Annotated in this window: 11 protein-coding genes; all 11 read left to right on the top strand. The window is 37.5% G+C overall.

Annotated elements, in window-relative coordinates; genetic code table 11:
- The 11 genes from IW15_RS02715 to ftsA all read left to right on the top strand — a co-directional run bounded on the left by IW15_RS02715 (position 1) and on the right by ftsA (position 13,301).
- Positions 1 to 366, top strand: a complete 366-nt coding sequence (locus IW15_RS02715) for an FtsL-like putative cell division protein (RefSeq protein ID WP_034709094.1) — start codon at positions 1 to 3, stop codon at positions 364 to 366.
- On the top strand, positions 350 to 2,341 hold the full coding sequence (locus IW15_RS02710) for a penicillin-binding transpeptidase domain-containing protein (protein WP_034709092.1): 1,992 nt from the start codon (positions 350 to 352) through the stop codon (positions 2,339 to 2,341). The genes IW15_RS02715 and IW15_RS02710 overlap by 17 nt, the downstream gene beginning before the upstream one ends.
- A 4-nt stretch (positions 2,342 to 2,345) precedes the next feature.
- Entirely contained in the window at positions 2,346 to 2,693 is a 348-nt protein-coding gene (locus IW15_RS02705) for a nuclear transport factor 2 family protein (RefSeq protein WP_034709091.1), read from the top strand.
- Entirely contained in the window at positions 2,690 to 4,150 is a 1,461-nt protein-coding gene (locus IW15_RS02700) for a UDP-N-acetylmuramoyl-L-alanyl-D-glutamate--2,6-diaminopimelate ligase (RefSeq protein WP_034709088.1), read from the top strand. The genes IW15_RS02705 and IW15_RS02700 overlap by 4 nt, the downstream gene beginning before the upstream one ends.
- A gap of 30 nt (positions 4,151 to 4,180) precedes the next feature.
- Positions 4,181 to 5,422, top strand: coding sequence for a phospho-N-acetylmuramoyl-pentapeptide-transferase (gene mraY, locus IW15_RS02695; protein WP_034709086.1), 1,242 nt, complete (start codon positions 4,181 to 4,183; stop codon positions 5,420 to 5,422).
- A gap of 86 nt (positions 5,423 to 5,508) precedes the next feature.
- Positions 5,509 to 6,834 (top strand): UDP-N-acetylmuramoyl-L-alanine--D-glutamate ligase, encoded by a 1,326-nt coding sequence (gene murD, locus IW15_RS02690; protein WP_034709084.1) that lies wholly within the window; start codon positions 5,509 to 5,511, stop codon positions 6,832 to 6,834.
- Between the two features lie 68 nt (positions 6,835 to 6,902).
- A complete protein-coding gene (locus IW15_RS02685; protein ID WP_034709082.1) occupies positions 6,903 to 8,141 on the top strand; it encodes an FtsW/RodA/SpoVE family cell cycle protein in 1,239 nt (412 codons plus the stop codon).
- A gap of 49 nt (positions 8,142 to 8,190) precedes the next feature.
- Positions 8,191 to 9,321, top strand: a complete 1,131-nt coding sequence (gene murG, locus IW15_RS02680) for an undecaprenyldiphospho-muramoylpentapeptide beta-N-acetylglucosaminyltransferase (RefSeq protein WP_034709080.1) — start codon at positions 8,191 to 8,193, stop codon at positions 9,319 to 9,321.
- Between the two features lie 75 nt (positions 9,322 to 9,396).
- Positions 9,397 to 10,755, top strand: a complete 1,359-nt coding sequence (murC, locus tag IW15_RS02675) for a UDP-N-acetylmuramate--L-alanine ligase (RefSeq protein ID WP_034709079.1) — start codon at positions 9,397 to 9,399, stop codon at positions 10,753 to 10,755.
- A gap of 100 nt (positions 10,756 to 10,855) precedes the next feature.
- Entirely contained in the window at positions 10,856 to 11,818 is a 963-nt protein-coding gene (locus IW15_RS02670) for a cell division protein FtsQ/DivIB (protein ID WP_034709078.1), read from the top strand.
- Positions 11,819 to 11,915: 97 nt separating this feature from the next.
- On the top strand, positions 11,916 to 13,301 hold the full coding sequence (gene ftsA, locus IW15_RS02665; RefSeq protein WP_034709077.1) for a cell division protein FtsA: 1,386 nt from the start codon (positions 11,916 to 11,918) through the stop codon (positions 13,299 to 13,301).
- The last annotated feature ends 2 nt before the right edge of the window (positions 13,302 to 13,303 follow it).

Here is a 13,303-nt window from a genome sequence, read left to right as displayed (position 1 = left end):
TTGGCAAAAAGACCAACATATCGCCCTCAGAAGAAATTAACTTTTATAGACATTATAAAAGGGAATTTCCTTAACAGGGATGAGATAAAAATACATTATAAGTATTTCTTACTGTTGTTTATCCTGATGATGGCGATGATCTACAGCAATCACCTGGTGAATAAAAAAATTAAAATTGTAAACGGTTTAAAAGAAGAAACCGAAGAATATAAATCAAGAAATGCTTACGCACAAAGTAAGCTGATCAAAGTAAAAATGGAATCTGAATTGGGGAAAGAAGTAGCAAGGGACTCTTTAATGACCCTGGAAAACCATCCTCATAAACTGTTAATAAAACTGGATAGTACAGATGCAAAAACAAAGTGAATACGATAACAAACGTAAAAAAACGTTAAGGTGGGGCTACCTCTTCGCAGTGGTGGCTTTATGCGTATTTGTGCTGTTCATAGCAAGAATCATCATTCTTCAGAACACCAATGTTCAGGAGATTAAAGATGACTATATCAATAAAAATTACCGCGAAGCCACCCTGAAAGCAGCCCGTGGAAATTTATTCGCATCAGATGGTTCTATCCTGGCAACAACGGTAATGCGTTATGATATCTATCTGGATTTCAAAACGATGAAAGATACCGTATATAGCAATGGTATCGCCGCTTTGTCAGATTCTTTAAGCAAAATGTTTGGAAAACCAAAAACTGAATTCAGACAAAAATTTGACGAACAGAAAAAGCATAAAAACCAATATTATACATTGGTTAGAGGTCTTGACTTCGACGAATATGACAGAATAAGAAAATTCCCGATTTTCTCGAAAGGTAAAAATAAAGGCGGTTTTATTGTCGACAGAAACTATAAAAGGGAATTGGCCACTTCAGAAATTGGTGCCGGAACAATCGGGATCGACAACGGTGAACTTAAAGCCGGTCTGGAAGGAGCTTTCTCAAAATACCTGACAGGTACTGACGGAAAAAGATTAGAACAGAGAATCAATTCTTCCCAATGGAAACCGATCGATTTCTGGAAAGTACAGGAACCGACTGACGGAAAAGATGTATACACCACCTTAGATCTTAGAACTCAGGATATTGCTCACTCCGCCCTTGAAAAACAGCTTGTCAAATTCGAAGCAAAACACGGAACGGTGATTGTTATGGAAGTGGCAACAGGAAAAGTTCGTGCTTTGGTGAATCTAAGAAGAACCGAAGATGGTGAATATGAAGATTCATACAACTATGCTTTAAAAGATAATATCGAACCCGGATCTACTTTCAAGACCATCTCGCTTCTGGCGGCGATGGATGATGGATTTATCGATGAAAACACAACGGTAAATGTAGGAAATGGAGTCTGGACTTATGCCAAACAAAGAATTTCCGACGGCCACGGTGGTGGAACCTATGACATCAGTGATGTATTGGCAAAATCCAGTAACGTAGGAACCGCTAAGCTGATTACAAAATATTATGCAGATAAACCCCAGATTTTTCTTGATCACTTAAGACGCTGGAAATTATTTGACAAGATGGATATCGAACTTCCCGGGATTGCAAAACCGAAAATTGTAACCCCTCAAAGCAAAAGATGGAACGCTGCAACACTGGCTTCTATCTCTTATGGATATTCATCAAACATCAACCTGCTGCAGTTAACGACTTTCTATAATGGAGTTGCTAATGGAGGCAAGATGCTGAAACCTTTGTTTATTGATAAGATCATGAAAGACGGGAAGGTAATGTATGAGGCTAAACCCGAAGTAATGGTGAATAAAATGGCTTCAGAAAAAGCCGTTAAAATGATGACCGATGCATTAACCAAAGCAGTAGAAAAAGGAACCGGAAGAAGTATTTTCACCCCCAATTTAAAAATGGCTGGAAAAACTGGAACCGCAAGATTTGAATACTGGCTTCCGGGCCCAATGAAATACCGCGCATCATTCGCAGGATTCTATCCGGCAGATAACCCGAAGTATACCTGCTATGTAATGATCAGCGAACCGAATACTTCAATAGGGTTTTATGGAGCAGCTGTATCAGCTCCCGTATTTAAGGAAATTGCCGGGAAAACCTTCCTTAAAACACCTCAAAACATAGAAAAGGAAATGCTGGTTGACAGAAAGGTAAACCTTAATAAAATGGTTGAACCCAATGTTAAAATAACAGTCAATAATAAACAGATGCCAAGCCTTGTCGGACTGATTGGTAAAAATGTCATCCCTCAGCTGGAAAACCTGGGATATAGAATTGACTATAAAGGAGTTGGCCGAATTAGAGAACAATTTCCGTTAGAGGGAACAACAATAAGTAAGAACCAGAGGATTTATTTATCTCTGCAAAATTAAAAAGATGAACAGTAAAGCATTTTCTGAAGAATGGGCAGCTTCCTGGAATTCACATGATCTGGATAGAATTCTGGATCATTATGCAGATGATATTGAGATTACAACTCCTATGATAAGAATCGCAACCGGAGGGAACACCGATTCTTTAAAAGGTAAAACTGATGTAGCAGAATATTGGAGAAAAGCGTTAGAAAAAATTACAGATCTGCATTTTGAAATATATGAAATAACAGAAGGGGTAAACTCTTTGGCAGTGTATTATAAATCAGTATTAGGAAAGAAGGCGATTGAAGTGATGTTTTTTAATGAAGAAGGAAAAGTAAATAAAATGTATGCTTTTTATACACCATGAAATTACAAGAATTATTAAATAGAATCCCAACTTTAGAAATTCACGGTGAAACAGACCGTGAGGTTTCAGAATTGGTATTCGACAGCAGAAAGGCTGTAGAAAATACTCTTTATATTGCAGTAAGGGGAACAATTGCGGATGGGCATTCATTTATCACATCTTCCATTGAAAAAGGAGCAAGAACTATTGTCTGTGAAGAACTTCCTGAGAATCTGGATGAAAATGTAACCTATGTAAAAGTTAAAGATTCTTCAAAAACGTTAGGACATCTAGCTTCCAATTTTTATGGAAATCCTTCACGAAATTTAAAATTAATCGGAGTTACGGGAACTAATGGTAAAACATCGGTTTCTACTTTGTTATTTGACGTTTTCAAAAATCTAGGATATGATTCCGCACTTCTTTCTACCGTAGAAATAAGAATTGCAGACCAAGTTATTCCGGCTACCCACACTACTCCGGATATTATTACGATCAACAGAATTTTGGCTGAAGCAGTCGAAAAAGGCTGTGAATTTGCGTTCATGGAAGTAAGCTCTCATGGAATTTCTCAAAACAGAATCGAAGGACTGCACTTTAAAGTGGCAGGATTTACCAATCTTACACATGATCACTTAGATTACCACAAGACTTTTGATGAATATCTGAAAACGAAGAAAAGATTTTTTGATGAACTGGAAGATTCTGCTGTTGCCATCACCAATGTGGATGACAAGAATGGAAACGTAATGCTTCAGAATACAAAGGCAAAGAAAAAATCATATGCAATGAAAACCATGGCTGATTACCATGGAAAAAGTCTGGAAGTAGATTTCAACGGAATGCTGCTGAATTTCAATGGAAAAGAGTTTTGGACAACCCTTACTGGTAAATTTAATGTCTACAACTTGCTGCTTGTTTTCGGAATCGCTACAGAATTAGGTTTTCAGCAGGATGAAATTCTTCAGGCCATCAGCAAATTACAAAGAGTTTCCGGAAGATTTGAAACCTTTAAATCCGATGGCGGTATATTCTTCATTGTAGATTATGCCCACACCCCTGATGCACTGGAAAATATTCTGGACAGCATCAATGATATCAGAACCAAAAACGAAAGACTGATTACTGTTTTTGGATGCGGAGGAGACAGAGATCATTCCAAAAGACCGAAAATGGGAAATATTGCGGCCAAAAAATCTACGCTGGCAATCATCACCTCAGATAACCCGAGAACAGAAGATCCGGCACAGATTATAAAAGAAATTGAAGCAGGCGTTGAACCTCAGAACTTCAGCAAATACACTTCAATTCCCGATCGAAGAGAAGCCATAAAAATGGCGATAAAGTTTGCAGAACCAAGAGATATCGTTTTAGTGGCCGGTAAAGGCCATGAAACCTATCAGGAGATAAATGGCATAAAACACCATTTTGATGACAAAGAAGTAATTAATGAGCTTTGGAAGTTAATGAGTAAGTAAATTATTGATTAAAACAGTAAAAAAAGAAACATGTTATACTATCTATACGAATATCTTACCGCTCATGGAATTCATATCCCGGGACTTGGAATGTTAAAATACATTTCTTTCCGTGCCGGAATGGCTGTGCTGTTGTCATTAACCATAGCTCTTGTTTACGGTAAAAGAATCATTAATTACCTGAGAGCAAAGCAGATGGGTGAATTAGTACGTGACTTGGGATTAGACGGCCAAAAACAAAAAGAAGGAACTCCTACGATGGGAGGTCTTATCATTATTCTGGCCACTATGATTCCTGTACTTCTTTTTACCAGGATCACGAATGTGTATATCGTACTGCTGATCATCTCTGTGCTTTGGATGGGAGCAATTGGTTTTGTAGATGATTATTTAAAAAAGGTTAAAAAAAATAAAGACGGTCTTAGCGGGAAATTTAAAATCGTAGGACAGGTCGGATTAGGATTGATTGTAGGAATTACGATGTATTTTCATCCGGATATTACTGTTAAAAGAAAATATGCAGATGCTAAAGTAGTGAACAGAAACAATGTAGAGCAGAACTTCATGCCTACAGAAAAAATTACAGTATCTACCGTTCCGTTTGCTAAAAACAACGAATTTGATTACAGCGGAATACTTTTTTGGATGAATGACAAAGATGCCCACGAATGGGCATGGATTGTCTTTATACCTATTGTTATTTTCATTGTATCAGCCGTTTCCAACGGAGCCAACATTACAGATGGAATCGACGGGCTGGCAGCAGGAACAAGTACCGTTATCCTTCTTGCACTGGCATTTTTCACCTATGTTTCTGGGAATATCATTTTTGCGGATTACCTCAATATCATGTTCCTCCCCAATATGGGTGAAACCACCATTTTCGTCGTCGCAATGGTAGGTGCAGTTATCGGTTTCTTTTGGTACAATACCTATCCGGCACAAGTGTTTATGGGCGACACAGGAAGTTTAATGTTGGGGGGAGTTATTGCAGTACTCGCCATTATCTTAAGAAAAGAACTGATGATTCCTGTACTCTGCGGAATATTTTTGATAGAAAACATATCCGTAATGCTTCAGGTAGTTGTCTTCAAGTACAGAAAAAGAAAATATGGGCTGGAATATGCCCAAAATAATAGATTATTTAAAATGTCACCATTACACCACCATTATCAGAAGGAAGGTTTTCACGAAAGTAAAATCGTTAACCGAATGATTATCATCGGAGTAATGCTGGCTATTGTATGTCTGATCACATTAAAAATGAGATAAATTTTGTAAAAAGTAAAAAGTAGTAATGTAAAAGGACACCAAATACATTGTACGTTTTACACTTTACATATTACAAAAAAATTAATATGAAAATAGTTGTTTTAGGAGGTGGAGAAAGCGGATGCGGAGCTGCTTATTTGGCTAAAAAACAAGGTCTGGAGGTTTTTCTTTCAGACAAAGGAGCCATTAAGGATAACTATAAGCAGTTTCTGGTTGATAATGAAATTGAATTTGAAGAAGGAAAACACGACGAAGAAAGGATTTTACATGCAGACTGGATCGTAAAAAGCCCCGGAATTCCGAAAAAGGCCGACATTGTTTATAAAATTCATGAAAAAGGCATCAGACTTTCTTCAGAAATTGAATTTGCTTCAGAATTTACCAATGCCAAAATCATTGCCATCACCGGAAGCAACGGAAAAACAACCACAACCTCTCTGATCTACTACATCCTGAAAAATGACGGATTAAACGTAGGTCTGGGCGGAAACATCGGATACAGCTTCGCCAAGCAGGTTGCCGATGAAAACCATGAATATTATGTGCTGGAAGTAAGTTCTTTCCAATTGGATGATATTCAGAACTTCAGACCGTATATTTCTTTATTGCTGAATTTGTCACAAGATCATTTGGATCAGTACAATTACAACTACGAAGAATATGCGCTGGCAAAATTCAGAATAGCTGAAAATCAGGAAAATGATAATTTCTTCATCTACAATAAAGATGACGAAATGAGTAAAAATATTCTTGAAAAATTAGAAATAAAAGCGAAAATGATTCCCTTTTCAACAAAAGAAAAATTAAATGAAGGGGGTTTTATCGACAACGATACCATTGTAGTAAAAGCCGAAGACCCATTCTCTATGAAAATTGAAGAATTGTCTCTGCTTGGAAACCATAACGTTGCCAACAGCCTTGCCGCATCTATTGCAGGTAAGATCCTACAGATTAATAATGAAAGCATCCGAAATTCATTGATGACTTTTCAGGCTGTAGAACACAGACTGGAGACCGTTACTGAAATTAATGGGGTAAAATACATCAACGACAGTAAGGCAACCAATGTGAATGCAACCTATTATGCGTTAGAAAGCATGAAGACACCTACTGTATGGATTGTAGGCGGACTGGATAAAGGAAATGACTACTCGGAAATTGAAGATCTGGTTAAAAGAAAAGTAAAAGCAATTGTATGCTTAGGAATTGATAACCAAAAAATTATAGACTTCTTTAAAGACAAAAAAGAATTTATTTATGACACTTCCAGTATGGAGGAAGCCGTGAAAATTTCAAAATCTTTAGCTAAAAAAGGAGATACCGTTTTATTGTCTCCATGCTGTGCGAGTTTTGATTTATTTAAAAGCTATGAAGACAGAGGACGTCAGTTTAAAGAACAAGTTTTAAAATAATATAAAAAGTAAAATGTCTGGTGTAAAAAGTACTTTTTACTTTGTACATCATACATGAATACAAAAATATGGACGAACAGAACACAGAAAGCAGAGTTGAATTTCTAAAGGGCGATAAAGTACTTTGGATGGTCATTCTTGTGATCTCCATTTTCTCTATTTTCCCTGTATATTCTGCAAGTTCAAATCTGGAATATATCGTTAATAACGGGACCACCACAGGTCACGTTATCAAACATATGTTCTTTGTCGTTCTGGGTCTGGGTATTATGAGGCTCGTGGGAACCGTAAAATATGAATATATCGGCAAGCTAAGCAGCATTCTGCTCGGGTTGATGATTGTTCTTCTGGTGGTCACCATGTTTACCGGTCAAACCATCGACGGAGCCAGTGCATCCCGATGGCTGAAGATTCCGGGAACCCCAATTTCATTCCAGCCTTCGTCATTTGCGTTTTTAATGCTTATCATTTATCTGTGCAGGTATTTAACCAAGAAAATAACACGGGAAAGACTGCCTATAGAGAACATTCTGTACATATTCGGGCCTATCCTGCTTGTGTTTGTACTCGTTGCAAAAGATAATGGTTCTACAGCATTGATGATATTAATGGTTTCTGTCGTTGTTCTGGTGATCGGCCAGCTTCACTGGAAATATATTGCAGGATTCATCTCCGCATCATTTGTTGCGATCGTCTTATTTCTACTGGTTGCTTTAAATACCAACATGATCGGTGGAAACCGAGTTCACACATGGATGAGCCGTGTAGAAACCTTCACCTCCAGTAAAGCCAAATCTGCAGATGTAGACGACGAAAGTGTAAAAGCTAAAAACTACCAGGTAATGCAGGCTAAAGCAGCCATTGTGCATGGAGGTATTACAGGAATGGGTCCGGGAAAAAGTGCTTTAAAACAAATGCTACCACAGTCCGCATCCGATTTTATCTTCGCGGTTATTGTAGAAGAATATGGAGTAATCGGAGCCGTTTTTCTGATCAGTCTGTATTTAATTATGATGATAAGGATCGTGATGATTGCCAGCAAGATGCCCGCCTTTTTCGGGTCTCTGCTCGTGCTCAGTCTCGGGGTGATGATTTTTATACAGCTTTCGGTAAATATAGCCGTAGCCATCAACCTGATTCCTGTAACAGGACAGCCGCTGCCATTAATAAGTTATGGAGGAACATCCATGTTGGTAACCTATTTGCAGTTGGGAATTATTTTAAATATAAGCTCAAGAATACAGATATACGATGAAGAAGGAATGGGCAAAAAGCAAAGTGTTGCAGAAATAAATGATATCGCATAATGGTATTGCGGGGAGCGTAAGCGACGAAGCAATCTCAAAAATTATATAAATGAACAAAAAATTAAAAGTATTACTATCAGGCGGCGGAACAGGAGGACACATCTTCCCGGCCATTGCCATCGCAGATGAAATCAGAAAAAGATTTCCTGATGCAGAATTTTTGTTCATTGGTGCCAACGGAAAAATGGAAATGGAAAAAGTTCCTCAGGCCGGTTATAAAATTGAAGGAATAGATATCGCAGGAATAGACAGAGGAAACCTGTTATCCAATTTAGGACTGCCTTTTAAAATTTTAAAAAGCTTATCAAGATCTAAAAAAATTATTAAAGATTTCGCTCCGGATTTTGCAGTGGGAACCGGTGGTTTTGCAAGCGGACCCGCTTTATATGAAGCAGGAAAACTGGGAATTCCTATTTTCATTCAGGAACAGAATGCCCATGCCGGAGTAACCAATAAAATATTAAGTAAAAAAGCAAAAGCTGTTTTTACTGCTTATCCGAAAGTAGACGGATTTCCAACTGAAAAAATCAAATTCTTAGGAAACCCTATCCGTGAAAATATCATTTCCGGAATGCTGGAAACCAAGCTGGCAAAAGAAAAAATGGGTCTGGATACGGAAAAACTTACCATTCTTTCCGTAGGCGGGTCTTTAGGCTCCAGAACATTAAACAATGCCTGGAAGTCTCATTTAAAAGAGATTATCAGTAAAGACTATCAGTTGATCTGGCAGACAGGAAAACTTGATTATAAAGAAATTGTTGATACTTGTCAGATTCCGGTTAATGGAAATTCTGACAGCCAGCAAGCCGCAACTAACAAAGGAATTCAAATCAAGGAATTCATCAAAGATATGGAAACCGCTTATTCTGCGGCAGATGTTATCGTTTCCAGAGCAGGTGCCATTGCCATTTCAGAACTGGCAGTAGCCCGCAAACCCGTTTTGCTGATTCCCTTCCCTTTTGCGGCAGAGGACCATCAAACCAAAAACGCCATGAATCTGGTGGAAAAGAATGCTGCCAAAATGGTAAAAGATTCTGAAATGCAGGAAAAATTCTGGAATACCCTGACAGAAATCTGCGAGAATGAAAATATAAGAAAACAAATGTCGAACAATCTGGAATATTTTGCCAAGCCTAATGCAGCAAAAGAGATTGTAGATGAAATAATAAAAAAACTGTAAAAAGTATAATTGTAATATGTAGTAAAGAACATCATAAATGCTCTGTACATATTACATAAATACAAGAAAATAAGAATGAACAATTTAGAAACATATCAAACTTTTTACTTCGTTGGAATCGGAGGTATCGGAATGAGCGCTTTGGCACGTTATTTCAATGCATCAGGTAAAAACGTATTAGGCTATGATAAAACCAACACTAAGCTCACTCAATTATTAATGAATGAGGGTATTGATATTGTTTTCGAAGATGGTATTGATGAAAGGATCGCTTCCCTTCAAAAAGAAAATACCTTAATTATTTATACTCCTGCGATCAAAAAGCTGGATATCTTAGATTATTTCAACCAGAATAATTTTGAAGTCTTAAAACGCGCAAAAGTATTAGGACTGATCACCGAAAATACAGAATGTATTGCCGTGGCAGGAACGCATGGCAAAACAACAACCTCTACGCTGCTTTCGCACTTATGTAAAGAGGCAGACCTTCCGTTTTCATGCTTTTTAGGGGGTATTTCAGAGAATTTTAAATCAAACTTTCTATACAACGGTTCTGCCTATTCAGTGGTAGAAGCAGATGAATATGACAGAAGTTTCTTAAGCCTTTCTCCGGACTGGGCAGTGGTAACTTCTACTGATGCCGACCATCTTGATATCTACGGTGATGTAAGCCATATTGAAGAAGGATTCAAGCAGTTTGCGGCATTAGTACCGGAAGACAAAAAACTTTTTGTAAGAAAAGGAATTGAAATTGGCAGAAACCATCACACGTATGCGGTTAACGAAAAAGCAGATTATTATTCAGACAATCTCCGTATGGATTATGATAAGATCTATTTTGACTTCCATACCCCTACAGAAACGATAAAAGATTTCGTATGGGACATTCCGGGCATCCATAATGTAGAAAACGCAACGGTCGCCCTGGCAATCCTAAACAATTTAGGAGTTGATTTTGAAACATTAAAAAAAGCAATTGCCAATTTTAAAGGAATTAAAAGAAGATATACCAAACATATCTATAAAAACGGTAAAATTTATATTGATGATTATGCCCACCATCCGACTGAAATCAATGCTGTGGTAGACTCGATCAGAACTTTTTATCCGGATAAAAAATTATTGGTGGCCTTCCAGCCTCATCTTTTCAGCAGAACAAGAGATTTTGCAGATGGTTTTGCTCAAAGCTTAAGCAAAGCAGATGAACTAGTCCTTCTTGACATCTATCCCGCAAGAGAGCTTCAGGAAAACTTTGAAGGAATTACCTCAGGCTGGCTGCTGGAAAAAGTACAGTTAAAACAAAAAGAAGTATCCGCATTATTAGATGCGTTTGCAAAAATAAAAGGAAAAGATTTTGACATCCTTCTTACCGTTGGAGCAGGAAATATAGACACCCTGTATGATCCTATTGTAGAATGGTTGAGCGCTGAATAAAACAAATTATAGAAACAGCAACAAACAAGTCAAAAATTAAAAATAAAATAAATATAAAAACAAATAAGTGCATTATATTTTTTACATTGTATACTAGATTATGAAGAATAAATACAGAATATTAAAAATTGCTATCACAGTAGTCCTCCTTGGTTTTCTGCTTAGTTTCTCCTTGAAGAGATTCGGCAGCCAGAAGATTACGGATAACAAAATTTCTGTAAAAATGAATGAGAAAACTCCGGTCTATTTTATTGATGAAAATGACATCAAAAATATTGTACACAAAGAAAATCCATCAAGGAACGTCGGAGATCTTGACATTCCCGCACTGGAAATGAAAATCAATTCGCTGCCGGCTGTGGACAGTGCGAATGTATATCTGAATCTGAACGGAAAACTTAATCTGGATATTAAACAGAGAGTCCCTGTTTTCAGGCTGAATAAAGATGGAAAAGACTTTTATGTCGATGAAAAAGGAATAGAATTCCCCATTTCAAGATCTTATTCTCACCCTTGTATGCTCGTAACAGGAAATGTACAGCCTGATGAATATCAAAAGCTGGCTGAACTGGTAGAAAAAATTGATAAAGATGATTTTAGTAAAAAATACTTCATCGGCATCTCAAAATATAAAGACGATTATAACCTGTTGACCAGCGAAGGCAATTATAAAGTGGAAATAGGAGATCTGGACAATATTGAATTTAAAGTAAAAGGATTCAAAGCTTTCATAGAGAAGTATATGGTGTATCAGGATCCGCAAAAATACAATATGATTTCTGTGAAATATCAAAACCAGATTGTAACCACTTTAAATCCTAATTTCAAAGGAAATGACAGTATTTTAATGGCTGGAAATAAAGAATTGGCAAAAGTTCCTACTCCTGTCGCAAAAAAGCCGGAAGCAGCCAATAAACTGGCAGAGACTAAAAAAGCAGTCAAAACCTCATCAAAACCAAAGGAAAGTAAAAAAAATAAAATAGCAACAAAGCCAAAAGAAACTCAAAAAAAGACTGAAAAAAAACCGGAGCCCAAACCAAAGGCAAAAGTAAAAATAGAATAGAAAACCCGGAAACGGTAGTATAATAATAAATGCTTCTGTTTCTGTATTAAAATTAAAGACTGAAAAAAAACATAAAAAAATCAAATCGATATAAAAAATGGAAAATCAAGAGTATTCAGTAGGTCTGGACATCGGGACAACAAAGATAGTCGCGATTGTCGGAAGGAGGAATGCACACGGGAAGATTGAAGTTCTCGGTGTAGGAAAGGCCAAAAGTCTTGGCGTTCACAAAGGTATTGTGAACAATATCTCGCAGACCATTAATTCCATCAAGGCTGCTGTGTCTGAAGCACAGTCCAGTGCTGGTGTTCCCATCCGAAAAGTCACTGTAGGTATTGCAGGAAAGCACATCCGCTCTCTGCAGCACTCCGATTATATAATGCGTGAACATCCTGATAAATTTATCACGGATGACGATATAGAAGCCTTAAAAGACCAGGTAAAAAAGCTGGTTATGCTTCCTGGAGAAGAAATTATCCATGTACTTCCCCAAGAATATAAAGTGGATTCCGAAGGTGAAATTCAGGAGCCTGTAGGAATGCACGGAAAACGTTTAGAAGCCAATTTCCATGTTGTCGTAGGACAAATGGGCAGCATCAGAAACATTGCAAGATGTGTTAGAGAAGCCGGATTGGAAATGGAAGCGCTTACTTTAGAGCCCCTGGCGTCTTCAGAAGCCGTTCTTACCAAAGAAGAAAAAGAAGCAGGTGTTGCCATCGTAGATATAGGTGGTGGTACAACAGATATCGCTATATTTAAAGATAATATCATTCGCCATACTTGTGTCATCCCCTACGGAGGCGGAATTATTACGGAAGATATCAAAGAAGGCTGTTCCATTATAGAAAAACACGCAGAACAACTGAAAGTAAAATTTGGTTCTGCTGTTCCAGAACTAGAAAAAGATAGTACCTTTGTAACAATCCCGGGACTTCACGGAAGACCAGACAAAGAAATTTCTCTTAAAACCTTGGCACAGATTATCAATGCAAGGGTTGAAGAAATCCTGGAAATGGTAAATACAGAGTTGAAAGCCTATGGAGCTTTCGAACAAAAGAAAAAATTGATTGCAGGAATTGTTCTGACAGGAGGTGGTTCCAACCTGAAATACCTTCGTCAGCTTGCCAATTATACCACAGGTTTTGACAGCAGAATAGGTTTCGCTAACGAATATATCGCTAACGATAAAAACCAGTTCTTAAAAGGTCCTGAATTTGCTACGTCTATCGGGTTATTAATGGAAAGTTTAAAAATCCGTGACAAAAAGCAGATAATCATAGATGAAGAAGAAGCCGTCCTGGAAAAACAGCAACTAGAAGTGGCAGCAAAAACTGTTGAAACCAATGTTGCTCCCCAGCCAGCGGCGCCTGTTCAGGAACAGGAAACAGCAAGAGAACAACAGGAAAATAAAAGAGCGGCAAGACTTACTTTCGGACAGTCGCTTATGGAAAAAGTTAAAAAATTCTTTGAAGAAGTAGAATAGTA

Origin of the sequence: Chryseobacterium soli (assembly GCF_000737705.1) — a bacterium.
GTDB lineage: Bacteria > Bacteroidota > Bacteroidia > Flavobacteriales > Weeksellaceae > Chryseobacterium > Chryseobacterium soli.
The sequence above is the reverse complement of the archived record's forward strand: the minus strand, read 5'-3'. Positions and strand labels throughout refer to the sequence as shown.

Coding starts and splice junctions, on each gene's coding strand:
- ftsA (WP_034709077.1), top strand. CDS start 11,916: ATGGAAAATCAAGAGTATTCAGTAGGTCTGGACATCGGGACAACAAAG.
- IW15_RS02685 (WP_034709082.1), top strand. CDS start 6,903: ATGGACGAACAGAACACAGAAAGCAGAGTTGAATTTCTAAAGGGCGAT.
- IW15_RS02705 (WP_034709091.1), top strand. CDS start 2,346: ATGAACAGTAAAGCATTTTCTGAAGAATGGGCAGCTTCCTGGAATTCA.
- IW15_RS02700 (WP_034709088.1), top strand. CDS start 2,690: ATGAAATTACAAGAATTATTAAATAGAATCCCAACTTTAGAAATTCAC.
- murD (WP_034709084.1), top strand. CDS start 5,509: ATGAAAATAGTTGTTTTAGGAGGTGGAGAAAGCGGATGCGGAGCTGCT.
- IW15_RS02710 (WP_034709092.1), top strand. CDS start 350: ATGCAAAAACAAAGTGAATACGATAACAAACGTAAAAAAACGTTAAGG.
- mraY (WP_034709086.1), top strand. CDS start 4,181: ATGTTATACTATCTATACGAATATCTTACCGCTCATGGAATTCATATC.
- murC (WP_034709079.1), top strand. CDS start 9,397: ATGAACAATTTAGAAACATATCAAACTTTTTACTTCGTTGGAATCGGA.
- IW15_RS02670 (WP_034709078.1), top strand. CDS start 10,856: ATGAAGAATAAATACAGAATATTAAAAATTGCTATCACAGTAGTCCTC.
- murG (WP_034709080.1), top strand. CDS start 8,191: ATGAACAAAAAATTAAAAGTATTACTATCAGGCGGCGGAACAGGAGGA.